The organism is Alkalicoccus halolimnae (assembly GCF_008014775.2).
Taxonomy (GTDB): domain Bacteria; phylum Bacillota; class Bacilli; order Bacillales; family Salisediminibacteriaceae; genus Alkalicoccus; species Alkalicoccus halolimnae.
On record NZ_CP144914.1, the window covers coordinates 1,015,385 to 1,040,083 of the forward strand.

Genomic DNA, 24,699 nt, shown 5'->3' on the forward strand with positions numbered 1-24,699 from the left:
TCCCCTCTGGTGTGAATCTTTTCTTTATCCCTCTGATCTTCGGAGCAGGGGGATTTAGTTTTGTCTTTTTTTCTCAGAAATTCCTCTTCACGCTTCCAGTTGGACGTCATTAAAGGAATTATCTGATAGATGTTGAATAGGAAAAGAGAGAGCTCATAGCGGTCTGAATCCTGCAGCTGACTTTGAGATCAGCGTACAAGCAGGCTGAACCTATGGACTGTCGGACTAATTATCAATGAGGAGAGGTTGAGATGAAACATATTCCACTGGCGATTCAGCTTTACAGTCTGAGGGAAGAAACAGAAAAAGATTTTACCGGAACATTGAAAAAAGCAGCCGATTTAGGCTATGAAGGAGTCGAGTTTGCCGGCTATGGCGGACTGAAGGCTTCCGAACTGAAAAAAGTATTGGAAGATCTCGGATTAAAGGCAGCTGGAACTCACGTGCAGCTGGATGATCTGGAGCAGGATCTTGATAATATTATTGCTTACCAAAAAGAAATCAATAACGGGCATATTATTTGTCCGTTTCTCCCAGAGGAACTTCGTAAAGACAAGGCTTCCTACGAAGACACAGCGAAGCGCCTTAATCGCGTAGGTAAAGTATGTGCAGAGCATGGGATGACGTTCAGCTATCATAATCATGATTTTGAACTCGACAGTAAAGAAGGGGAAGTGCCCCTGCATCTGCTTTTAAGAGAAGAGTACGTTAACGCTGAACTCGACATCTACTGGCTGCAGAAAGCCGGTGAAGATCCTCTTCAATGGATGAAACAGTATAAGAAGAAAACAAAGCTGCTTCATTTAAAAGATATGACGACAGACGGCCGTCAGGATTTTGCGGAGCTTGGTACCGGCGGCATTGATCTGGAAGCGGTAATGACACAGGGAAAGGAAGGAAACCTCGACTGGTTCATCGTGGAGCAGGATGTGTCTCATATCGGAGCGTTAAAAAGTGCGGAAGTGAGTATTAACTACTTGAAAGAAAATTTTAAATAAAATTTAAACATAAAAAAGGCTGTTCCCATTTGCGGGAGCAGCCTTTTTAAAAGTTATTTCACCAGTTGCTGATTCAGTTCATGTTCTTTTATTTCTGCCTGTGGAAGCAGAGTTTTTTCAAAGTCAAATTCCTGCAGCCGCTTTTCTTTCTCAACTTTGTTTGGCAGATCGGGATTAGCAAGAGCGCTGGTCCCTAGAGAGATGAAATCTGCCTCATCATTTCCGATAACTGCGGCCGCTTTTTCAGGAGTACCAAGTCCGCCGTTAGCAATTACAGGCAGTTTTCCAAATACCTTGGCTGCCTCAGCAAGCGTACGACTGTTTTCGCCGAATGCCGGAGCAGAGCCGTCACCATCCGTAACGTGAACATAATTAAGAGAAGTATTTCCAAGAGCAGAAAAAATGGCTTCCGCTTCTTTCTCCCCGTCTGCCCATTTATGATCTGAATCTGTCACCTTTATCTGGGACATCCGAATACCGATTATATAGCTCTCGCCAACAGCCGCTCGAACTTCATCAATGACTTCAAGGATGAGGCGGAGCCGGTTCTCGACAGTACCACCGTAAGCATCTTTTCTGTAATTCAAGTAATCGGTCAAAAATTGATCCAGCAGATAGCCATTGGCTCCGTGAAGTTCAACGCCGTCAAAACCTGCTTCTTTTGCCCGAAGCGCACTTTGAACGAAAGCTTTTTTTATCTGCTTTAAATCTTCATCCTGAGCGGATTGGGGAGTTTGAAAGGACCCGTATCCTCCGTAAAAGCCGAGTTGCTCGCCTTTTGGAGCTGCTGTAGATGGAGCGATAGTTTCCCCGGTATAAATGTTGCCCTGACTTTGCCCGCCGGCGTGCATCAGCTGAGCAATCATCAAAGCTCCTTTGTCCTGCACCGCTTTTACGACAGGTTTCCAAGCATTTGTATGCTCGTCATTTGCGAGTCCCGGCTGATTGTAATAGCCCTGGCTGTAGCTTTCGTCCAAATAAATACCTTCAGAAATAACGGCGCTGTAGCCTCCTTTGGCATAACGTTCGTAATAATGCTGCATTGTTTCATTGGCCCGTCCGTCTTTCTCAGCACTGATACGTGTCATTGGCGCAACGATGAAGCGGTTAGCCAAAGTTTTATTTTTTATTTTAGAAGGTGTAAATAATACTTTCTGATTCATAATTATCATCCTTTTCGAAGTGTTGTCTGTATTTAAGAAGACTGGTAATTGAAGAGAACAAAGCACCTGCTGTTTATTCTTTATACAGGAAAAAGTTTTTACCTGCAGTTATAAAATGGTTCTATCGTACTGGACGTTTGTTATCAGCAGTGCTTTAGTTAACACGCCGCTCATTATAATAGCGGGTTATCTCAAATTCAATTTATCTGCTTCTGTAAAAGATTACTAATAATTCTGTACTACGTGCTTTGCTTTAACCACCACAGGATGGTATATAACGAAAGAAAAACATTTATTCAAATGCTTTCACATGCCTTCGAGGCAGACAATGCTATGAAGGAATGTGAAACGGTACAGACTGAAAAAACTCTAATTCTGACATTTTCTAATCTTAGTGGTTCCATTTCTTAATAAAAGTTAATCCCGTAAAAAACCGAATAAGGCAGAGGACCTCTAGTGCAGACGAACGTTTTCCCAAGGGGTTTTCTTCAACAGCTCTCCATCCTCCGGAAGCTGCGGGCTTTCCGCGCGCCATTTTTAAATGCGAACGCCAGGTTAGAATTTGTTATAACTTGTCCTGCATTTTCCAGGGGAAAACATTAATGAAATGGATTCCAGCGTGTATTGAAAGCTGATTTCGTTTATACTTAGAATATTAAAAAAATGAAAGCGTAATCATTCCCGTGCTGTATAAGTTACTCATAATAGGAGGGATTCGATATGTTCAAAAAAATAGCCTTAGCCTACGATGGGTCGCTGCATTCGTTCCGTGCTGCGGAAAAAGCAGCTTACCTGGCTTCCCGTGTAAAGGATAGTTATATTGAGATTATTACGGTTAAAGACAGCAAAGGGACGAACGAATACATATCGAGTATAGCCCCGGTGGAAGAGATGCTGGAGAATCCACAAGTGAACTACGGAGCTACCTTTTTAAAAGGCGCGCCTGCAGAGGAATTAATTGCTTATATTAATAAAAAAGACTTCGATATCATAATTATCGGAAGCCGCGGTCTGGACAATATGCAGCAGTTCATGCTTGGCAGTGTCAGCTACAAAGTCGTAAAAAATGTGAAGATACCGGCTTTGATTGTAAAATAAAAAACTTTCTTAAGATAAAGGTGAATAATCCGGCGGGAGGATTCCCGCTGTGCAGGATGAACTAAGTGAGGCTGCCTTAAAAGTTATATCGAGACAGTCTGGAAAGCATTCGCGGAGCCGGAAAGGTATTAAAAAGCCTGTTAGACGGAGATTTGTCTAACAGGCTTTTGCCCGCGCGAAGCTGTGCCCTGACCATATGGGACAGCCCCTTCTTTAAATGGAGAAAAAATGCTTCTGGTGTTACTCCGCTTCTTCAGCTTCTTCAAGAGTTTCAAGAGCTTTTTTGAAAACCGGATAATCAACCATTCTTCCTTGGACCTGAATGGATGCTTCCCCCCGGCTTTCTGCCTGAGTAAAGGCCTCCACAATTTCACGTGCTATATTAATTTCCGCTTTTGCCGGGCTGAAAGCCGCATTTGCAGGACGAATCTGGGATGGATGAATAAGAAGCTTCCCTTTAAAACCGAGTCCCTTTACAGCATCCGCCTGCTTATAAAAACCATTCTCATCTTTAAAATGCTCATAAACCCCGTCAACAGGTCCATTTCTGCCTGCGAGCCGGCACGCTAAAACGAGACGGGAACGGGCATAAAGAAGATCTCTTTCATCAATAAGGCCGGGGGATTGAATGTCAAGACGGTAGTCTATTGCTCCAAATGCCAGCGTTTCTACTTCCTCAGCAGCCTCGGCGATCTCCTTCGCGTACCATACTCCCGCGGCATTCTCAATAAGAGGCAGAAGCCGTCTGTCAGGCAGCCGGTTTCTCAGCTGTTTTATTTCATCAGCTGAGGATGTTTTCGGAAGAACAATTCCAATATCGGGGAGCCGCGCAATGGCGGCTGTATCTGCTTCGTAATAAGAAGAGTGCCTGCTGTTAATCCGTACAAAAAAAGTATGCAGATTTTTCTCATTGGATAGGGCACGTACAAGCCGTTCCCGTGCGGTTTTCTTTTCACTTAAGGCAATGCCGTCTTCGAGGTCGAATATGACTCTGTCAGCTTCTGAGGCAAGGCCTTTTTGAATGAGCTTTTCTGAAGATGCCGGTACAAAAAGCAGCGACCGCTGTTTCATATTCATTGCCTCCAGGGTTGTGACAGCTTTTCTGTTTATCAAAAACTTTAATGATGGAATTGCTGCAGTATTTCGTTCAGTGTTTTATCTTTTTCCAGGAATTCCAGTGCCCGCGTCCGGTATTTTTCTTCATGAAGATACGTATACCTGTGCGGTTTCATTTGTGGACTTTGTTCGATGGCATGGCGGAAGGCCTCTTTGTTCATGCCGAGCGTCTGTACATAGTCGAAAAAGCCCGTACGTGAGAAAACTTTCTGCATCCGCTCGACACGATGATTCTGCACATGTGCCATGATGTAGGTTGCAACACCGACCTGAAGGCCGTGCATGTGAGGCTCTCCGGCGTGTTTATCGAGAGCGTGGGAGATAAGGTGCTCCGACCCGCTGATCGGAGCGCTGTTTCCACTGATCACAGTCGCCACCCCGCCCATGGTCAGTGAGCTGACGAGCTCTTTTAAAAAAGTAGGATTATTAATATCGTCCATGGGGGTGCGGATAAAGCTGTTCACTGCTTTTTTACTGAGCATAGCTGCAAAGGCATTTACCTGGCCTGCGCCGTGGGCGTCTTCGAAATCCCAGTCATAAAGAGCGGTAATATTGGACATCAGATCACCGATTCCGGCGAGAATGAATTTTTTCGGAGCATGCTGAATGATATCGAGATCGGCAATAATTCCATAAGGTACTCTGGCGGGAACGGTCGTCTTTTTACCCTCAACTATGAGAGAACAGTTGCTGCTCGCAAAGCCATCGTTGGAAGCAGACGTCGGTACACTAATAAAAGGAACAGCCCGTGAAAAAGCGATATATTTTCCGTGGTCAATGACCGCGCCGCCGCCGATGGCTACAATCACATCATAGAGGTCAATGGAAAAAGCCTGTTTAATTAATTCCTGTATATCAAGGCTGTCTTCGAGTTCAAGAATGTCGACTTTAGCTGTTGAGAACGAGTGTTTCACTTTATCGGCGTAGTTTTCATAGGTGAATCCGTCAAATAGAAGAAGCGCGGATTCAAAATTGTGACGCTGAAACGTCTGCTCCAGTCGGAAAAGGCTGCCATTATTAATATCGAGAATAGCGGGAATAGGTATATTTGTAATTGGATTACTCATAAGGAAGAAACCCTTTGTTTACCAGCTCTTTTTCTACCTCTGTGAAATCGGTAACTGGAACAAACGGGACGTTTTTCTCTGTAAGAATGTCCTGCAGTTTATCTTTCGCAAAAGTGACATCCGCATAAACTGCCGGATGGGAGTCCGGTTCGCTGTCCCCGGCAAAATGTACTGTATCAAATTCTTTCTTCAGATCCTGAACGACTTTTGACTTGTCAATGCCGTATCGGTCCGAGTGGTAGCGGTTTTCCGGATTAATATCGAGGTGTACATTTTTATCTTTGTAATATCCTTTGTTCGAAAGCACAGTTACATTTTTAATTCCGTACTTTTCGAGAATGTAGTTGATATAGTAATCCGTTCCTGCACTAAGAACGTAAAACTTTCCGCCGTTCTCCTGCACCCTGCGGATAAAACGGGGGATATGTTCATCAATCGGAATGTCCAGAACGTCCTGTAGAATCTGCTCTTCCTCCTGGTGGATGGAGGTGAAAACCTTGCTTAGAAAATCGATGTCCTTTATTTCTCCAGCTTTCCATTTCTTAACCATCTCATGACCTTCCGGAAAATATTTTTCTATCACAATCCAGTAAAAGTCCTTTTTGGAAATCGTACCGTCAAAGTCTGAAACAAAAGCCCATTCTTTCATCATTATTCCTCCTCATCATAGTAAACGATCGTCTCTTCCATTATATCTGACTTAAAAAGGGAGAAAACAAGCGATTGGCAAAAAGTAAATAAAATGCAAATATTTTTGTGAATTAATTCACAAATTCTTTTTGGATTTATTATACCATGTTTTAAAAAGAAGGAAGGAAAAAACTTGTAACGTGGAAAGACGTTTCACGCTATAACGTCTGCCAGTCGTACGCCTTTAGTCAGGAAGAAGTGTGGTGGGTGCGAACGGGCAAGATGCTGCAGCCTCAAATGTAAATGAAGCAGCGGCCAGTTAAAGAACGACCGAAAGAATTATCATGCTCCTGAATCGTACAACGTTCCGATAAGTGTTATAACGTTATTATTAAAGAATTTCTATAATAAGTGTCGTTCTTTTTTAGGACGGTTTGTAAAAAATATAGAAATAGGAATATTATAAAGAAGAAAACAGGGTATAAGATAAGAATAAAGCAGACATACAAAAAACAAGAAAGCAGGGGTGAGAGGAAATGGACCATAATGCAGATTTAATTCAGGCGTTCAATGAAGCATTTGCCACAAACGACATCTCCTTTATTGCTGATAATATTACAGAAGATGTGGTCTGGAAAATGGCAGGCGAGGAAGTAATAAGAGGCAAACAGGAAGTATTAAATTTGTTGAACAGCATGGGAGACAACGGAGTAGACAGCATAGAAATTGAAAATATAATTATAAACGGGACGAGCATTGCCTGCAACGGAAGAATAGAGATGAGGAGTGCGAAAGGAAAAGTGAAAATTTTTGAATACTGTGACGTTTACAAGCTGGATAAAGAAACAGATGGAAAGATTAAAGAACTGACTTCCTATGTTGTGGAGGCTGTCAGCGATGAAAGTAAGCAGTAATGTGATTTCATAAGCACATAAGTTTGTTTCCGGCGATCCTCCTGTTACGATATTAAAGTAACTTTATTTTGAAAGGATCGTTCTAAATGACAAATATACACGTACCAGTTTCCGTTCTAAACCTTGCTCCAATACGTGAAGGCGAGGATACGAAAGATGCAATCAATGCAATGGTTGATCTTGCACAGTCAGCAGAAGACATGGGCTATGAGCGTTACTGGATAGCAGAACACCACAATACTCCTACATTGGTAAGTTCTGCAACGACTCTTCTGATCAAACATACGCTGGAACACACCAGCAAAATTCGTGTCGGTTCCGGTGGGATCATGCTCCCGAATCACTCCCCGCTTACCGTAGCGGAGCAGTTTGGTACAATGGCCGTTCTTTATCCGGATCGTCTCGATTTAGGACTCGGACGTGCTCCGGGGACCGACATGGTTACTGCCCGGGCGTTAAGGCGTTCTCAAATGGATACCTCCGTCCATTCCTTCCCGGATGATGTGAAAGACCTGCTGACGTATTTTGGTCCGGCAGAAAAGCAGTCTAAAGTAAAAGCCCATCCTGGGGTAGGGACAGAAGTACCGCTTTACATTCTTGGGTCTTCAACCGATTCAGCGGTTCTTGCTGCAAAAATGGGGCTTCCTTATGTCTTTGCCTCTCATTTTGCCCCTACTTATATGGATCAGGCAATTGCTATTTACCGTGACCGGTTCCAGCCTTCCGAATATCTCGATAAACCTCATGTGACGGTCTGCCTGAATGTTGTTGCCGCCGAGAGTGATGCGGAAGCAGAAAGGGAAACAACGACGATGAAGCAGTTCTTTTTAAATGTAGTCCGCGGTTCCCAGACCCCGCTTCAGCCGCCAGTCGAAGATATGGATGCTATATGGACCGCTCAGGAAAAGGCCGTGGCAGGCTCTATGTCCAGCATGACTCTTTCCGGAAGTAAAGATACAATCAAGAAGCAGCTTACGAAATTTCAGGAGGCTTATCATGTCGATGAAATTATGGCTGTGTCCTATATGTATGATCCCGAAAAGCAAAAGCGTTCCTACGAAATTTTTAAAGAAGTAGTTGATGGTAAATAAATCGAATTGCGAAGGTTCAGTTTTCTGATGGGAGCTGTACTTCCAGTTATGAGGACGGTATGACTATAATAGTCATACCGTTTTTTTTGTGGCTATATAAATTGAACTTAATATTTATAAAGATAGAATATATGGCCTCGAAAGCGGCCTTCCCTATCGAAAGAAAAAAGGGTGGTATCATTTTTAACGGACGACTATACCTGCAGGAAGAACAGAAATGAAGAACAGGCGGCTGCAGGGTACATGGGGCGACTCCAGGGCAAATCAGGACGAGCCCCACCCCGTACGACCGCAGGGAGGAAGGGATCAGCTGAGGCCGGCCCGCCTGGAAAGCGTCCCCATGGAAACGAAAGCGGCTGGTTACAGGAGTGGAGACTAATTATTAAGTTCAACATATATAACTTGAAAATGAAAAATTTATCAAAGGGTACGGCCAACATTTTGACATAAAACCCATGTTAAGAAAATAAATGAAAAAATAAAACTGACCTCTCCAACTATAAGGAAAGATCAGTTAGATATGAGCGTGTTAATTTGATTTATAGGCAGCCATAGTAAAACAAAGGTAACCACATCAATCTGCGATGAGTTGATTATTGACCTAACCCTATTGCTTTGCTTTTGTTTCACATTTTTCTTGTTGCAGATGTATATAGAAATGAATAGGTGCAGCTTTAAAACAAAGTTTAATGGTTTATAAAAAAGTTGCACCGTTTTAACCCGTAGGATATGATGATTCCAAAGAAAATTTTTACAAAAGGCAATATTCTGTAAACAGACTGTATTATGGAGTAAGCAGAGACTAATGAATAAATAGCTGAACAGCATGATATCTTTAAAAACAAGAGCAAGATTTTCCTGTATTGGGTGTGGTGAATGGCAGGAATAAATTGATCGAAGCGGTCTTAATAATATTAAAAAAGGAGGAAAGCATGGATGAATTGTCCCTGACATTGACAGAACTAGCACTTCATAATTACAGTGGCGCTCCATTTTTAGGGGCATATGGATTGACTTGGCTGGTTTGTGCCTGGTTATGGAGAAAATTCAGCCTGAATATTGCGGCTGTCGCCACAATATTTCAAGGTATGGTTGCACTGCCGATTGCTCTTGGTATCTCGGCGAGTCTCGGTATGCTTACCAATCAACCAGGTGGGGAATTGATCACACAACTATCAATTTTACTTTCGATGTCGCAGATGTTGGTGCTGCCACTGCTGATCGTACTGAGTGTGAAAGGTAATCTCACGGCGATTCCGCTTATATTTGCACTCACAGTAGCGATCCATTTTGTACCGTATGCTTGGCTCTACCAGACATTAGTATATATTGGGATGGCAGTGCTGCAAGCAGTTGCGCTGGCTTTTCTATATGGAACGGACAAAAATAAGCCTGTGGGACAACTTATGAGTAAACGTGGCGCTAGCTTGGTGTGCGCTGTAACAGGTGTTTTGATGCTCGCCACCGGTCTTATATTTATTGTTTAAAGGAAAAGATTTACCGAATTCCACAAGTCGCTTAAATATTCGTTACCTTACGCTATAACGGGTTACCGAATTTTGCAATGGAGAGTTTTCATGAACCATTGCCATAGGTTCACGAAATGGGAACAAATAAGCTGGAGTACCTTTAACGAAGCAATACGTCCTCGAATTCAACGAAGGTTAAATAAAGAGGAGGCTGTGAATGCCTTAGGATAAGCCTTATTTTTTGGAAACGAGGCGAACTCTGGGAAAGAGCGGTACAAGACCAGCTTCAACGTGCAAGTGAATTGAATTGAATATCATCGTTAGTGCTATCACTGTATGGAATACTGTTTATCTCACAGAAGAAACAAAAGTTTCAAGTAAAAAGAGGTACTGCGAGAGTGGAAGGAAATACATATTTTACCATTTAGATCGGAACGTATTAATTTCTTAGGGAGTATACTTTTGACATAAAAATGACAGGACTCAATTCAATTCTTTAAGACCATTAGATAGATCAACGATTAAGCCGGTACCCTTTAGAGTAAAGGATATCGGTTTTTGTTTAGTGAAAAATGTATTAAAGTGGGCTTTGTGTCAAAATATTGGTGGTGCCTTATCAAGAGAAATCCCCTTTTTCGGTTCCCCTTGATCATCGTCCGCCTTCGTTTTCATAAAAATGCTTTCGGTACGGGAAAACATCTGCTAATTCCGTCTTCCACGACAAACTGCCGAGTTGAAGGGAAGTTTCCTGTATTTATAACCAACGCTTTAACGGCGCTTTTTAATTGGAGCAGCGTTTATCCAGTGAAAAATCCATTTTGGAATTCTCGGGATGCAGGATTGCTGCTATATTTTAAGGGGTCGTTCAAGAATAAAAGAAGAATTTTATCCGTTATTTCTCCTTAGAGTACAATTAATAAAATAAAGATATAAATTTACAGAAAAGTTAAAATATTAATTGATTATTAAGAGGATTTTTACCCTGTTGAAGAGAAAAGCTTTAAGTAAGAAGGTCATTTCTATGTCTCCATGTTAAACTTTTTTAAGTTAACAGCTGTGTGTGTCTTATGCAGCCTCTTTTCAAAAACCACATGGAGCTTTCACAGAAACACTCATGCAGGTACCTGTACCATGTTGGATGAAAATGGTCTTCTGTAAAAATGGAATTCCCTCTATAAAGAGGGGTAACGAAGGATGTTCAAAAGGGACCTTCTTTATTAGAAGGGAGATCCTGCTCTGTCTTTTTACCGTTAGCTGGAGTGTACATGGGGCGGCTCCGCGGCGATCAAGAACGAGCCCCACTCCGTCCGGACGGCATGCAGGACGGAATTAGCTGAGGCCGTTCCGTCCGGAAAGTGTCCCCATGGAAACAAAAGCGCACGTTCACCACTTCTATACTTTATTTTCAAGGCAGCCTTGAAAAAAGGAGGATATTATGAATATATTATCGTACGGGGAGAATGCTTATACGTTCTGGGCGCTTAATAACCATATGAAAGAAATATTAAATCAGCTCGGGGACTCCTTTGAACCCGTGTCCTGTCAGGTTTTGTTCCGCCCTAACTTTGGAAGAAGAGCGGGGGATGACCGTCCACAGTTTGGAGAGTTTGATTTTATTATTCTCAGCGGATCGTCTATTTATCTTGGTGAGAGTATGTCGGACCGTTCTCCGGGTATAAAAAAAGGGGTTATGGAATTAAAGGAGCCTCACTGTAAAAGACATATTATCTTTAATAAATATATAGACAGCTGGTTTCAGACGGACTTTAAAGACTGGACTCAGTTCAGCAACTATCACAACGGCTATTTCACCTACAAGTATGACCGGGGAAAGGTGTATCTGCCTATTGCCTATCCAAACAGTCAGCTGGCTAAAAATCTGCACTATACGCTGAACTTAATAAAATCCCACTTCGGGGACAGGAAACCAGTTACTAAAAATGTGTTTCTTTTTCTGCACAACAATAATAGTTCCTATGCTCCGGAATCGATCTCAGCTATAGATTGTAAATTTGAAATGGTCAGTGTCGATTATTCCCTCGGCCTGGAAGGAAACAGCAAGTATGTGAACATCCGCTAAAAAAAGAAAAAGCTTATGTAAGACTGGGAATTTGGAGCTGCAAAATAATCTGCTGCTTAACAGCTATTCTTATAGTTTTAATCACTAAGTAACCGCCCGGAGCGAAGCAGCCGGGCGGGCCTTTTAATATTCAGGATGGCTTTTTTAATACTTTCGTTCTTTTTTTATTAGTATCGTCCGGAAAGAAGCCGCGCAGAATTTTACGCCGCTGTCCTTTCTGTAAGACGCGTTTAATTTTACTTATACTTTCGACTGTATAATCAGCGAGGAGAGGAACGTTTTTCCGCGGCTTCAGCAGCGGCATTTCTTCTTCGCTGAAAAGGACTTTAACACCGAGGTCGAGTCTCATAGCGCCTGCCCACATCAGCATGGCCATCTCAATATCATGAAATTGGTCGAGGTCAGTCCGCAGACTCGCCAGCATCCTTTCCATATCGGCATAGAGAGAAGGGTAGGCTGGAATGTTAATTGCCGGGCCGCGCGAATTCCAGTAATTCATTTGAAAGGCGGCGTTTTCATTGATCGTTTCCACGTTTATGAGCTGGACGCCCCTGGAGTGATCTTTACGAATCAGTTTTTTGCGAAGTTCTGCTACCTGATCAAGACTGACATTCATTATCCGCGACTGGCGGCCTGCATAAGAAGGTTTAAAACTTGTTTCCCACGGTTTATACCGGGCAGAGGCATCGAGGATGATGTAAGGCGCAGAACGTTCGAGCATTTCTTCTGAGCCAAGATTGTCATAGACGCCGCCATCGGTGAGATGAAGCGTGGCATACTGATCTTCTATGCCATCAAACTCTCTTTTCTTTACGTCCAGCTTTACCGGTTCAAACATCATTGGGAAAGCACTGGAGGCCGCAACGGCTTCTGCGGTGGAAATGCCGTTAATGTTCCGGCACTTTCCCAGTCTTTCGTCACACATCTGTGTCCGGCTGAATGAAAAGCGTTTTAGTGTCTGCAGGTTTGTCGCGTTACAGATCCAAAGTGGTTTTTCCGGAAGATCTTCGAGCATCAGGCCATTAAATAAATAGTCATTAAGAAGTTCAGGAAACATGCGGCTGAAGCGGGTACGGGGAAGCTCCGGACGAATGTTGAAACGAATGGAACGTCTTAATAGAGAAGCACGAAAATTTTCGCGGCCGAAACGTTTCAATACGGTTGTTACTCTCCGGTCAAAATCATTGGTATCCTCAAACGGTCCATCGATCAGGGCCTGCATGATGACTCCGGCAGTTATACTCCCTCCTGAAACTGAACTGATCAGCTTTACTTTATCGTCAATTCCCAATTCTACAAGCCTGCGGTACGCACCGAGACAAAAAAACGTGGCTCTGAGTCCCCCACCCGAAAAAGACAGCTTAAATTCCGTCATTGGAATCTCTTCCCTTCTTTTAATTTACGAGGAATGACAGCTGACACTTTTCAATTAAGCTGTGTTAAAGCTGTTGTTGATATATATAAGAAAACTTCGCTGCAGCCCGGCAGGCTTGCCGTGGAGGAGATCTCCAGCTTCCTCAGGCTTACGCCCTGCGGGATCTTCCAATCTCCTTCTTCCACAGGCGTCCGCCGGTTTCCGCTTCGTTTTCATTTTCTAATACAGAAAGCCCACTGGTTGAATCAAAAATGTACCAGGGTAGAAGCCAGTGCCAAGGTGATTTTTCAAGACGCCTGCGGAAAAAGAAAGCGGGAAGATCCTCCCGGACGCAAGGGAGGGAGAGCTGAAGGCTTTCTCCGCGGCAAGCGAAGAAAAAAGAGCTGCAGGCACTCCAAAAAACAACACAAAGCTTTAACAAAGCCTTTAATAAAACTGATTCACTGTCCAGGGGGATAAGCTGAATGACTGGTCGTTATTATCTTTATTCCACCTTTTTGAATAATGAAACCGCCCATAAAAACTTTTTCTGCAGAAACCGGCCCCCCCTGCAAAAACTACTTCCCATACATCAATCATCGGGAATCATCTTCTTTCACTGGAAGAATCCGCCGATGATTCGGCGTTTTTGGCCGGCCCGAAGAACAGCTCTGGCTTTCTCTAAATCGATTTCAGGCATGGAGGGCACTTCTTTCCAAAGGTGGAACGGAAGAGAATTCGGAAAAAGAATCTTTACTCCGATATCGATCCGGACAGCACCTGCCCACATGAGAAGATCCATTTCTTCGTCATGAAAAGTGTTGAAATCCGTACGCAGACCTGCCAGCAGCTGCTCGATTTCTTCGTGTGCTGTGTCGTATTCCGGAAGCTCAATTTCCCCGGCACCTTCCTCAGTTATCGATCGGCGGTAATGCTGCTGGGAAGCAATAATCTCTGCGGTTGTCTCTGCATTCATAAGCTGAATCCCCCGGGAGTTCCAATGACGGGAAATGATTCGGGATCGGAGTTTGGCAACCTGATCAATACTGACTGTAAAGATGCGCCAGCTTTTACTGAAAAAATGCGGCCTGTATTTACCGGGCCAGGGTGTTGTTTCTGCGGAGGCATCCATGATGATGTAGGGGAGCTCTCCCTGGAGCAGTCTTTCAGATCCGAGGTTATCGTAAACGGCACCGTCAGTGAGGTATAAAGTGCGGTAGTTCTCGACAGCATCGTCAAAGGATACGTGCCGGACATCGATTTTTATTGGATCAAAAAGAAGCGGAAACGCGGCAGAAGACGCAACGGCTTTGGATATTTTTATTTCGTTCATATCGAAAGAATAACCGAGCTTATCACCGAACATGGAATTACGGCTGAAACGGAACCGTCCGAGTGTGTTCAGGTTCGTCGTATTGCATACCCATTCCGGCCTGGTCGGAAGCTCGGTCATACGCTTGTTGTCAAAAAACCATTTATCGAGCATTACCGGAAAGAGGCGGCTGAAACGGGCAAGCAGTGTTTCTGGACGAAGATTGCTCAGGCGGGGAAGAAAAGCTCTCTGAAGGAGGGCTCTGCGAAAATTTCTTCTGCCGAGTTCGTACATAGGGGTTGTTACCCGCCTGTCGAAATCATCCACGTCACTGAAATCTTTTTTGGCGAGTTCTTTCATAATGATTCCAGCTGTGATGCTGCTGCCGGAAACGGAACTAATTAAATTTACGTTGTTATGAAAGTCGAGTTCTATGAGGCGGCGGTAAGCACCCAGACTAAAAAAGGCAGCCCGGAACCCTCCACCGGAAAGAGAAAGTTTAAATTCGTTCATAACGGCCTCCCGTTTTATGTAAAATAAAGGAATATATATTTTTTAATCGGCTGTATCTTTTTGTTACCTTTACTTTATCGGAGAAGAAGAGCAAATTAAAGTGGCAGAGAAATTTTCACCGGCACTGCCTCCCGCCTTTTTGTCAGGAGGAGGAAGGGCAGCTGCGGTCGCCCGGTGTGCTGGCTGTGGTGATAATTACGCATTTACTGCCGTCTGCTTTATGTGTTGCGGAAGAAGGAGTTGTCTCTGGATCCTGAGAAAAAAGGAATAAGGATTCAGCCGTCCCGGCGTTAATTATTGGATTTATTGTGACAACGGTCTTCGATGTGGGTCATGGATGAATCACCAAAGCTGTCATGGGCGTTCAAACCGAAAGAAAAAAACTGTTTTTTCCCTGCAGTAGTGAGCTATGGGGCCTTCGCCGAGTGAATCAGCCGGTAAAAAGTCGAGCAGTTCGTTTTTATAAATTTCTGCTGATGCTGACTGCAGATCCCACGGTTCGTGATCGATCGGTCCTTTTATCGCTTTTCCGTTCCTGGATTTCCAGAGGCTGTACCTCTCTGTCAAAAAATATTCAAGCGTACCGGGCTCGGAAAAGAAAGGTTTTGAAACTGGTTCGTAGGCGCATTGAAATCCGGCACGGGGCTCGTTTTTATGAGTGCGCATGCTTTTGTATAAAATACGGTCGTTTTTGTTGAGCGTCATGTCGGCATAAAAGTAGGGGAGTCCTGCTATAAGACGAGCTCCGCGTACCGCAAGAAGAGAATCGGCATCGAGCGTTATGAAAAAGACCCCTGAATCTCCCTTGTAAGTAACGTAGGTGCGTACATTAAGTTCAAGAAACGGTTTCATGGAAAAAATGCTTCTCATTTTCCGTGCTTCGTTATGCGTAGCGGAATAAGAAACAACGCCGACCCAGGCCTTACCATCAAACGTATCCAGTTCAAGTGGGGCGGGAATGAATGGTTTTAAGATTTCCGGATCAACAGTCCAGTGAAGAAACAGAAGATCCTCCCACGTCTGCCGGGCAAGCCAGTATTTATTTTTGATCATTCCCAGCGCTCCTTTCCCGATAATGACTTCTGATTATCGCATTTAATTCATCGGTATTGCGCGTCGGCAGCTGATGGAGACCTCCGGCAATTTTTACGATTTGAAGGTCCGGAACAAGCATTCTGTAAAACTTTACGTAGGGGCGCACGAGTGGGTCAAATTTGCCGTAAATGTAAGTGACTGGACAGGTGATTTCCGGAAGTCTTCCAGTTACAGAAAACCGCCTGCCGCTGCGGTACATATTTTTAACAATCTCAGAGCTGGAAGAGTAGATCGACTTTTGCAGGGCTTTCTGATTATCTTTACGTTTTGTGTGCGTTATGGCCAAAACCCGGGAAAGCAGTCCTCGGAGGTCTTCAAACATTGTCCATTCTCCGGACTTTATTTTTCCTGCAAGAAGTTTGGTACTCACTTCAGGGAAAGTGCAAGTCAATATGAGAGCTTTTGTTCGTTGGGGATAATTCAGCGCAAACAGCTGAGCCGGCAAACCACCAAGGGAGTACCCGCATGGAATAATTTTATCGAGTTTAAGATGATCGGCAAGAGCCAGAAGATCGTCCGTCCATTCTTCAATCGAATAATTCTTCTCAGCCCCGCTGCTGCTCCGGCCGGTGCCGAGCGGATCGAATGTGATAACCTGAAAATCTTTTTTCAGGCTTTCTTTCTGTTGTATAAAGGCGGAGACGCCCAGAGCGGGAGGGGGGAGGAAAACAAGCGGCGGACCTTCTCCAATTGTTTCGTAATAGAGCGAAAACCCCTTTGAGGTAAAATAAGGCACAGGAAAGCTCCTTTCTTTGGAAATGAGGTTCTGTTCACGTGGCAGACCGATGTTAGGGAACGGAAAATTACAGCTTTAGCTGCCTGAAACTTTGTAAAAAGTGGGAAAGCAAAGAGAAAATGACGACAGGAAGCCGTAAAGAAAAAGACTGTCTCAATTTAGACAGCCTGTTTTCATTAAATCAGCTACATTTTTTCGAAAGGGTAAAAATACACGTTTGTAGCTCCAGCGTAATGAACAAGAGCATCATCATCTACGTTGACCGGGAGATAATCGAGGAGCTGATTAGTATCGATATGCACATCTGCTTCCTGCAGCTCCCAAGGCACAAATTCAATGGAAGCACAGTAAACTTTTTTACTGCGGACTTTCCAGAGCCCATTCCTGGCAGTCAGCCAGTAGGACAAAGAATTGGAAGGAGGGCGCTGTGCGGGAGAGACTGGTGTATATCTGCCGGAAAACTGCAGCGGAGCTTCCTGCTTTTCCGCTCTTTCACTGGAAACATTGACAGTTTCCCCTTCTACTTTATAATCAATCTCCGCATAATAGTAGGGAAGGTGGACGAATTTTTTAGCTGCTTTAACTGCTGTAAAATGATCAGCGTCCACGGAAAAAAAGTAAACTCCAGCATCATCACTGTATTTCACATAGGTACGTACATTGATCTGTGTAAAGGGTTTGGCAGTAAAGGTCTGGCCCAGCCTTTTAGCACTGCTGTCCCTGCTCAGGTAAACGAGTAAAGAGATCCATGCTTTTCCGTCAAATGTATCAATTTCCAGTTCTTCAGGGACGTGGGGTCTTAATTCTTCCGGGCTTACAGGCCAGTGCATAAACAGGACATTCTCCCATTTTTGGTGCGCCAGCCACTTTGAGGATTTGTTTGACATATTTTATGGCCCCTTTCCGTATCTTTTTCAGTATTTAATAGAAGGAAGAACCTCCATTTATAATTGCCTGTACGGATATAACTGCCCCATTGCAGCCGATTCAAAACCTCCCGATTCCTTCCGGGATGAGCTTTCCGGTTTAAATCCTTTCATGAAAATGAGCTGAAAGAAATCCAGTTTCATAACGAAAGTTCATCCTGAAAAGAAAGAATAGGAAACTTGACTTCCGCTGCAGACGGACACTTTCCCAAGGGTCTGTCTTCAGCGGAATTACATTAATAAATTTTCGGAATTGGATCTTGAGACGCCGCTCCTTTATCTGGGAGCCGCGTTCCGGCGGTTTGTGAGGAAGTCTCCCTGCTTCTCCACCGCGAAACATAAGCATTGTCAGAAACGGGGTGGTTACTGGGAACCCTGCTTGTTGTTTAGTGCAGTTAAAACTCGTTGTTGATTCACATAGGCAATTCCGCTTCCAAGCCTGCCCGTAAAACATCTTTATGGAAATGAAAGTGCACGTTCACCGATTTTCTACTTTATTTTCATGGCAGTCCTGTTTAAAAGGTGCAAGTAACGCAATTAGTAAACCCGTTCTTCTTTTTTCAGCAAACTTTCTTTATGCGAATTTTCAAACTTTAATAGTAGGAATAATGGTTTAATTATGGTAATTTGGAGGGTGGAAAGAAAATTTATTTAAGGGGTGTCTGCATATGATGAAGGGTGATTTATTAATTTCCTCCATGCTCGAACGGGCGGAGCGGTTTTTTCCAAAAAAAGAAGTCGTTTCCCGAACTTCTTCTGGTACTCAAAGGTTCACGTATAAAGAAGTAGGGAAACGGACGAGACAACTGGCCAGCCGTCTCGAGCAGTATGGGCTGCAGCGGGGAGCGAAAGTCGGAACTCTCGCATGGAATCACCACCGGCATCTGGAGCTGTATTTTGCTGTACCGGGAATCGGTTCGGTCGTTCATACAATAAATATCCGTCTGTCCCCGGAACACGTTATTTATATTATCAACCATGCAGAAGATGAACTGCTGTTTGTGGACGAAGACGTATTCCCGCTTGTGGAAGCTGTCTACGATCAATTGAAAACCGTCAAGGCTGTTATCGTCATGACTGATAATGAACTTCCTGACACTAAAATTGAAAGCGTTTTCTCTTACGAAGAGTGGATAAAGAGCGGAGACGAAAAGTTTGAATTCCCAAAAGATATTGATGAAACAGAACCTGCGGGGATGTGCTTTACGTCGGCAACTACAGGAAATCCTAAAGGGGTTGTTTATACACACCGGTCGACGGTTCTGCACAGCATGAGTCTATCTTTGGCCGACTCTGCCGCACTGTCTGAATCGGACAGCATAATGCCGGTAGTCCCGATGTTCCACGTGAATGCATGGGGGATTCCTTATGCCTCTACATGGATGGGATCAACGCAGGTGCTTCCTGGTCCACGCTTTACCCCTGAGGTACTTGCCGGGATGATTGAAAAAGAGAAAGTGACGGTTACGGCCGGCGTGCCGACTATCTGGCTGGCTCTTTTAAAAGAGCTGGAAGAAAACAGTTACCAGACAGATTCCCTGCGCGCAGTGATCTGCGGGGGCTCAGCTGCTCCAGCAGGTATGATTAAAACATTTGAAGAAAAATACAACGTACCTTTTCTGCATGCGTACGGGATGACAGAAACAAGCCCGCTTGCCACGGTCTCCCGCTTAAAGAGTTATCAGGAGAATCTTTCCAAAGAAGAAAAGCTGGACATTCGCTCCAAACAGGGACTTCTTATTCCTGGACTGGAAATGAAAGTCGTTGGAGGAGATGGGGAAATTGCCTGGGATGGCGAAGAAATGGGAGAGCTGCTGCTGCGTGGTCCATGGATAGCTGATGATTATTATAAAGATGAACGCAGTGAAGATGCGTTTATAGACGGATGGCTTCATACGGGAGATGTCTGTACCGTAGATGAAGAAGGAGTCATTAAAATTGTCGACCGCACGAAAGATCTGATTAAAAGCGGCGGCGAATGGATTTCGTCTGTAGACCTGGAAAATGCGCTGATGGCGCACGAAAACGTGTTTGAGTCGTCGGTTGTTTCCATTCCTGATCCGGAATGGCAGGAACGTCCTGTCGCAGTAGTGGTACTAAAAGATCCTGCTGTATCCACTTCCAAACAGGAACTGATTGACTTTCTCCGCCCGAGCTTTGCCAAGTGGTGGCTGCCGGACGATATAATTTTCATGGAGGAGATTCCGAAAACGTCTGTCGGAAAATTCCTCAAGCGCGCCCTTCGTGACCAGGTAAAGGAACATTACGAACAGGCGAAGTAAACAGAAAAAACGGATGCCTTCTGCAGCGGGCATCCGTTTTTTCATGCTGGTGAAAAAGCATTTGTATCTGTATCTCTCTTCCTTAGTCTGCTTCTGCTTTTCAGAGCCTGACGAATAAAGGAATGTCTACGATAGAATAAATATACTTCCTCCTTCAATTAATCAACACGGTGTAAAACGGATGCCTTTTCATTACATTCGTTTAATGGAAATAGCCTTGCGCATTTTATTGATCGATTTCTGCATGAGTTCTTTCTGCCGATACTGACGTTTACGTAGAGGGCATCGATCAAGCTCAGCTGAGCGAGTCTGGACGATAGAGCTTCCGAGCGGTATTCGGTCTCTTTGGAAAGGGTATAAAGAGGGACGTCGACCCGTTTATAGGAATGGAGCTTTCCCTTTTTGGAGGAGGAGTGAATGATGATCAAATGGGATCTTCGTTATTAGAAGGCCGATCATGCTCCGTATTATTACCGGGAGCTGGAGTGGACATGGGGCGACTCCGGGACGATCAAGGACGAGCCTCACTCCGCACGACCGCAGGGAGAACGGGATTAGCTGAGTCCGGCCCGCCCGGAAAGCGTCCCCATGGAATCGAAAGCGGACGGAAACCAGAAGGAAATACTTCTATAAGTTATATTTTCAAGGAAGCGTATATTAAAGTTCCTGAAGCCTGGAAAGGCCCTGGGTGGTGATGGTCGAGCCCATTCGGCCGCTCCCTTTTTCCACGAATCCTTTTTCAGCCAGTTTTTGAATTCTCATCCTTACCTGCTGTATAGAAAGAGAGTATCCATCTGCAGAAGCTTTTTCAGCGAGTTTTTTCAAGCTGACCCTTTCCCCCTTTGAAGCCGCTTCAGCTAATAAATCAAGCAGCTTAAATAAATCCGGAGTAAGCGGTGCTGCGTTACGCGGCCGCATTTTCCGGAAAAATTCCGGGAGGTCGCCGGATGTAAGTACGTTTCCTCCGGTTGTTTCTGCGTAGGCAATTGTGCTTTTCAACTCACGAATATTTCCCGGCCAGTCGTATTTTTGCAGGATGTCTTCCGCTTCAGGAGAAAGTTTTCTATTCTCACGGAGAAGAGCTTTGCAGAGAAGGGGAAGGTCACTTTTCCGTTCGCGCAGCGGAGGTACAGAAAAATGAAGCACATTTAATCTGTAAAACAGGTCGGAACGGAAACGTCCTTCCCGGACTTCCAGTTCAAGGTTTTTATTGGTTGCTGCAATAATCCGATTTTCAACCGGAATATTGCTGCCTCCGCCGATGCGGCGGATTTCTCCTTCCTGAAGTACTCGGAGCAGCTGCGCCTGAACACCCGTGCTTAGTTCTCCAATTTCATCGAGAAAGAGCGTTCCTCCGGAAGCAAGTTCGAAAAGACCGCGTTTGCCTCCTTTCAGAGCTCCGGTAAAAGTACCTTCTTCATATCCGAACAGTTCACTGTGAAGCAGGCTTTCCGACATAGCGCTGCAGTTCACTGCAAAAAAAGGACCCTGCCATTGTTTGGAATTATGATGAACTGCGTGGGCGAACAATTCTTTACCGACGCCCGTTTCTCCGTAAATTAAAACCGGATAATCTGCAGCAGCCATTTTCAGAGACCGGTCTTTCGCCTCTGTAAGGAGTGGATGTTCCCCTATAATGTCTTGCAGTGTATATTTGGAAGCCAGGCCTTTGCGGCGGTGCTCCCGGCGTGCTGTCTGTTCAATTTCAAAAGCTTTTTCTACACTTTTAACCGTGACCACGGTGGAACTGAAAGAGGAGGTGGTCGTTTTATACAGTACATGTTCCTGCTCTCCAATGGTTAGAAAGCCCCGGGTATCCTTGTTTTCAATAAATTGGAGCAGGGTTCTATTGGAGATCACTTCGTAAATCGAAGATCCAATCACTATGCTCGCAGCTTTTGAAAGGATTTTTTCCATACCCTGATTAACGGCGGTAATCACTCCTTTATGATTGAAAGCGAGAATCGCATCGTCCATTTGATTAAGCAGCTCGTGATAATGATCGCTGATTTTCTGCGTATGATCTTCTTTTGCAAGCAGACTTTCCTGGAGCTTGACCATTTTAGTCAAATACCTTTCTGACAGTTTTGAGGCGATCGTTTCGTCAAGCTTAAGGTAATCAACGACTCTGATGATGGTAGTCATATCAAAGGGGCGGACATCGATGTCGATAATACGGCTGATCGAAGGAGGGCAGCGATCTTTCTCACTCGGAGTTACTGCCGTGGTGACTCCGTCGTAAAAATGCCGGCCCGTTTGAAACGGAATAAGTTCCAGATGGTCGATCCCCAGCTGATAGATGGATTCCGCTGTTTCATTGACTGATTCCTCATCATCGTTAACGACGAGCACCCGGCTTTTTGGAAGCGCAAGCAGTCGTGGAAAAGCTTCCGGATTAATGGTTCTTTTACCGGTTAGCAGATGTGTTTGCTCAAGGGGAAAAGCATAGAGCTGGAAAAATTCCTCTCTGACAGATCGGGATGAAAATAAGATAATCTGGAATTCATCTGGCCGGAAGTTCTGCTGCTTTTCATCAACAGCAATACTTCTGATGGAAATAGTGTCGCCTAAGAGCATATTCAGCTGTGCGTGCAGGACCGCTTTTGTATTATTATTTCCGGTAACGAGGAGAAGTTGTTTATGCATGAAGATGCTCCTTTATATGTGAATCAATTTTATAAGTGCTTTTTCAAGCAAATATATGAATGTTCATAACAAAATCTATCCTGACGTTTGTATTTAAAATGACCGCAGGGAAAGTCGGCGGCTCCCTCGGAGGAATCAAGCGCCTCCTAAAGAACCAATTTTGTGAAGGTTTTTACGCCACAATCAACGACAAACCATCGGAAAAGAGTCCGTCTGAAGTGGAAATTATTCATCATGTTCGAAAATACCTTTCTTGCAGTGGCTTATGTACGTAATTTTTTATAAATAAGTCTACCTTGAAAATAAAGTAGAAAATCGCCTCATGTCCACTCCAGCGCCCCATAAGTATACGGAGCAGATCGGCCTTCAAATAAAGAAGCACCCATCTGCCTATCTTTCATTCGACCTGTATAGAAGGGGGATTCCATTCCTATAGAAAGCCGTTTGCATGCCTCATGGTACAAGGCTTTTTGCATGAGTGTTTCTGTTAATGTTCAGTGTTTCTGCCCGCCAGAGGTAATGTTGAATGGAAAATACATAGGATAAGAATGAAATTTTTTAGTTTTTATATGTTTTTATTATATCAGCAAATAAAAACATAAAAAGTATAAAAAACACGTCGAAGGCCGCTTTTTCAACTTTTTAAATATTGGCACTCTTTTTGCATTAATGAATAAGCAAGGGTCATATTTAAAGGAGGAAGAACTATGAAGCAGAGAGAGTGGAAAACACCGCACACGTTTGTGATTATATTTTTCGTCGTTGTACTTGCTGGGTTATTAACGTATTTTGTACCGATGGGAATGTTTGAGACAGAAGAGGTTACCTACGATAATCAGGGGCAGGAGGATACTCGCACCGTCCTGATTCCGGAAACATTTGAGTATATGACGGACGAGGCAGGAGAACCAGCCACAGAAGGCGTCAGCCTGTTTGAACCCTTTGGCGGAGCAGGATTTCTCAATTACATGTTTGAAGGTCTTGTCTCCGGAGATAAGTGGGGATCAGCCGTCGGCGTCGTTGCTTTTATTCTGATCATTGGCGGAGCGTTCGGCATTATTATGCGTACGAAAGCCATCGATCAGGGCATTTTTGCAATTATTGATAAAACAAAAGGAAGAGAAGCTCTGCTTATTCCAGTGATGTTTTTCTTTTTCTCCCTTGGTGGAGCAGTTTTCGGCATGGGGGAGGAAGCGATTGCCTTTGCGATAATTCTCATCCCGCTCGTTATTGCTCTCGGTTATGATGCCATTACCGGTGTAATGATTACGTACGTGGCGACACAAATAGGCTTTGCAACATCCTGGATGAATCCATTCGGCGTGGCGATCGCCCAAGGGGTATCCGATGTACCTGTTTTATCCGGAGCCCCGTTCCGCATCGCCATGTGGGCTGTATTTACAGCAGTCGGGATCATCTACACGATGTGGTACGCTAATAAAGTACGAAAAAATCCGGAGGCGTCGTATTCGATCAAATCCAACGAATATTTCAGAAAGCATAGTCAGAATCAGGAGTTAAACGGGAAATTTACTATAGGAGATAGTCTCGTTGTAATGACACTGGGACTTGGAATCGTCTGGATCATCTGGGGAGTTGTACAGGATGCCTACTTTATTCCGGAAATTGCGACCCAGTTTTTCACTATTGGCCTCACAGCAGGTATTATTGGAGTTCTGTTTAAATTAAATGATATGACTGTAAACGATATAGCAGAAAGTTTCTCAGAAGGAGCACAGCAGCTGCTTCCGGCAGCGCTTGTCGTTGGAATGGCTAAAGGGATCGTGATTATTCTCGGCGGCGATGCTGCAGATGAAGGTTCCGTACTGAACACGATCCTTTATCAGGCAGGCGGACTTGTAGATAACATGCCGGAAGTGCTTTCCGCGAGTTTTATCCTGCTGTTTCAGTCGGGAATTAACTTTTTCGTCGTCTCAGGATCTGGGCAGGCAGCTTTAACAATGCCACTCATTGCTCCGCTTTCCGATATTGCAGGAGTAACGAGGCAGGTAGCTGTACTTGGATTTCAGCTCGGTGATGGGCTCACAAACATTATTGTCCCTACTTCCGCTGCGCTGATGGGCACACTCGGGGCTGCACGTGTGGACTGGGGAACATGGTTCCGTTTCATTTTCAAATTCCAGCTTATCCTGTTTGGACTGGCTCTCATATTCGTATTTATTGCCGTAGCAATTAATTTTAGTTAGAG

General features: G+C 44.3%; 19 protein-coding genes. 9 read left to right on the top strand and 10 right to left on the bottom strand.

Translation table 11 applies throughout. The features are described 5' to 3' along the window. Window positions 1–251: 251 nt before the first annotated feature. Window positions 252–998, top strand: coding sequence for a sugar phosphate isomerase/epimerase family protein (locus FTX54_RS04490; RefSeq protein ID WP_147803255.1), 747 nt, complete (start codon window positions 252–254; stop codon window positions 996–998). A gap of 53 nt (window positions 999–1,051) precedes the next feature. On the opposite strand, the gene FTX54_RS04495 is transcribed toward FTX54_RS04490, so the two are convergent. Beyond that, window positions 1,052–2,161, bottom strand: coding sequence for an NADH:flavin oxidoreductase (locus FTX54_RS04495; RefSeq protein ID WP_147803254.1), 1,110 nt, complete (start codon window positions 2,159–2,161; stop codon window positions 1,052–1,054). Window positions 2,162–2,881: 720 nt separating this feature from the next. Between FTX54_RS04495 and FTX54_RS04500 the strand changes: the two genes are divergently transcribed. Next, complete coding sequence (locus tag FTX54_RS04500; RefSeq protein WP_147803253.1) at window positions 2,882–3,259, top strand: universal stress protein; 378 nt, start codon at window positions 2,882–2,884, stop codon at window positions 3,257–3,259. A 240-nt stretch (window positions 3,260–3,499) separates the two neighbouring features. On the opposite strand, the gene FTX54_RS04505 is transcribed toward FTX54_RS04500, so the two are convergent. Genes FTX54_RS04505 through FTX54_RS04515 form a run of 3 tightly spaced genes read right to left on the bottom strand, consistent with a single transcriptional unit; the run spans window position 3,500 to window position 6,091 of the window. Then, complete coding sequence (locus tag FTX54_RS04505; protein WP_187254493.1) at window positions 3,500–4,330, bottom strand: HpcH/HpaI aldolase/citrate lyase family protein; 831 nt, start codon at window positions 4,328–4,330, stop codon at window positions 3,500–3,502. A gap of 47 nt (window positions 4,331–4,377) precedes the next feature. Beyond that, window positions 4,378–5,442 (bottom strand): iron-containing alcohol dehydrogenase family protein, encoded by a 1,065-nt coding sequence (locus FTX54_RS04510; protein ID WP_147803251.1) that lies wholly within the window; start codon window positions 5,440–5,442, stop codon window positions 4,378–4,380. Beyond that, on the bottom strand, window positions 5,435–6,091 hold the full coding sequence (locus tag FTX54_RS04515; protein WP_147803369.1) for an MtnX-like HAD-IB family phosphatase: 657 nt from the start codon (window positions 6,089–6,091) through the stop codon (window positions 5,435–5,437). The genes FTX54_RS04510 and FTX54_RS04515 overlap by 8 nt, the downstream gene beginning before the upstream one ends. Window positions 6,092–6,608: 517 nt before the next feature. Between FTX54_RS04515 and FTX54_RS04520 the strand changes: the two genes are divergently transcribed. From FTX54_RS04520 to FTX54_RS04540, 5 genes are all read left to right on the top strand, one after another. Next, window positions 6,609–6,986: a nuclear transport factor 2 family protein gene (locus FTX54_RS04520; protein WP_147803250.1), complete on the top strand. Its 378-nt coding sequence runs from the start codon at window positions 6,609–6,611 to the stop codon at window positions 6,984–6,986. Window positions 6,987–7,072: 86 nt separating this feature from the next. Next, window positions 7,073–8,077 carry an LLM class flavin-dependent oxidoreductase gene (locus FTX54_RS04525; RefSeq protein ID WP_147803249.1) on the top strand — a complete coding sequence of 335 codons (1,005 nt, stop codon included), beginning with the start codon at window positions 7,073–7,075 and terminating at the stop codon, window positions 8,075–8,077. 217 nt (window positions 8,078–8,294) lie between these two features. Then, on the top strand, window positions 8,295–8,456 hold the full coding sequence (locus tag FTX54_RS04530; RefSeq protein WP_187254492.1) for a hypothetical protein: 162 nt from the start codon (window positions 8,295–8,297) through the stop codon (window positions 8,454–8,456). 553 nt (window positions 8,457–9,009) lie between these two features. After that, window positions 9,010–9,564 carry a DUF7010 family protein gene (locus tag FTX54_RS04535; RefSeq protein WP_147803247.1) on the top strand — a complete coding sequence of 185 codons (555 nt, stop codon included), beginning with the start codon at window positions 9,010–9,012 and terminating at the stop codon, window positions 9,562–9,564. Window positions 9,565–10,981: 1,417 nt separating this feature from the next. Continuing rightward, window positions 10,982–11,626 (top strand): hypothetical protein, encoded by a 645-nt coding sequence (locus FTX54_RS04540; RefSeq protein ID WP_147803246.1) that lies wholly within the window; start codon window positions 10,982–10,984, stop codon window positions 11,624–11,626. 130 nt (window positions 11,627–11,756) lie between these two features. Here FTX54_RS04540 and FTX54_RS04545 read toward each other — a convergent pair whose 3' ends face one another. The 5 genes from FTX54_RS04545 to FTX54_RS04565 all read right to left on the bottom strand — a co-directional run bounded on the left by FTX54_RS04545 (window position 11,757) and on the right by FTX54_RS04565 (window position 17,523). Beyond that, window positions 11,757–13,001, bottom strand: a complete 1,245-nt coding sequence (locus tag FTX54_RS04545; protein WP_147803245.1) for a patatin-like phospholipase family protein — start codon at window positions 12,999–13,001, stop codon at window positions 11,757–11,759. Window positions 13,002–13,596: 595 nt separating this feature from the next. Continuing rightward, the gene (locus FTX54_RS04550; protein ID WP_147803244.1) at window positions 13,597–14,805 is read right to left on the bottom strand and encodes a patatin-like phospholipase family protein; all 1,209 of its coding nucleotides are present in this window, start codon (window positions 14,803–14,805) and stop codon (window positions 13,597–13,599) included. Between the two features lie 354 nt (window positions 14,806–15,159). Then, complete coding sequence (locus FTX54_RS04555; RefSeq protein WP_147803243.1) at window positions 15,160–15,858, bottom strand: YqjF family protein; 699 nt, start codon at window positions 15,856–15,858, stop codon at window positions 15,160–15,162. After that, the gene (locus FTX54_RS04560) at window positions 15,845–16,636 is read right to left on the bottom strand and encodes an alpha/beta fold hydrolase (protein WP_187254491.1); all 792 of its coding nucleotides are present in this window, start codon (window positions 16,634–16,636) and stop codon (window positions 15,845–15,847) included. Before FTX54_RS04560 ends, FTX54_RS04555 begins: the two co-directional genes overlap by 14 nt. A gap of 185 nt (window positions 16,637–16,821) precedes the next feature. After that, a complete protein-coding gene (locus FTX54_RS04565; RefSeq protein ID WP_147803241.1) occupies window positions 16,822–17,523 on the bottom strand; it encodes a YqjF family protein in 702 nt (233 codons plus the stop codon). A 707-nt stretch (window positions 17,524–18,230) separates the two neighbouring features. Between FTX54_RS04565 and FTX54_RS04570 the strand changes: the two genes are divergently transcribed. Next, complete coding sequence (locus tag FTX54_RS04570) at window positions 18,231–19,844, top strand: long-chain fatty acid--CoA ligase (protein WP_147803240.1); 1,614 nt, start codon at window positions 18,231–18,233, stop codon at window positions 19,842–19,844. Between the two features lie 657 nt (window positions 19,845–20,501). On the opposite strand, the gene FTX54_RS04575 is transcribed toward FTX54_RS04570, so the two are convergent. Beyond that, entirely contained in the window at window positions 20,502–22,490 is a 1,989-nt protein-coding gene (locus FTX54_RS04575) for a sigma 54-interacting transcriptional regulator (protein WP_147803238.1), read from the bottom strand. Between the two features lie 707 nt (window positions 22,491–23,197). On the opposite strand from FTX54_RS04575, the gene yfcC reads away from it, so the two are divergent. After that, entirely contained in the window at window positions 23,198–24,697 is a 1,500-nt protein-coding gene (gene yfcC, locus FTX54_RS04580) for a putative basic amino acid antiporter YfcC (protein ID WP_147803237.1), read from the top strand. Window positions 24,698–24,699: the final 2 nt, after the last annotated feature.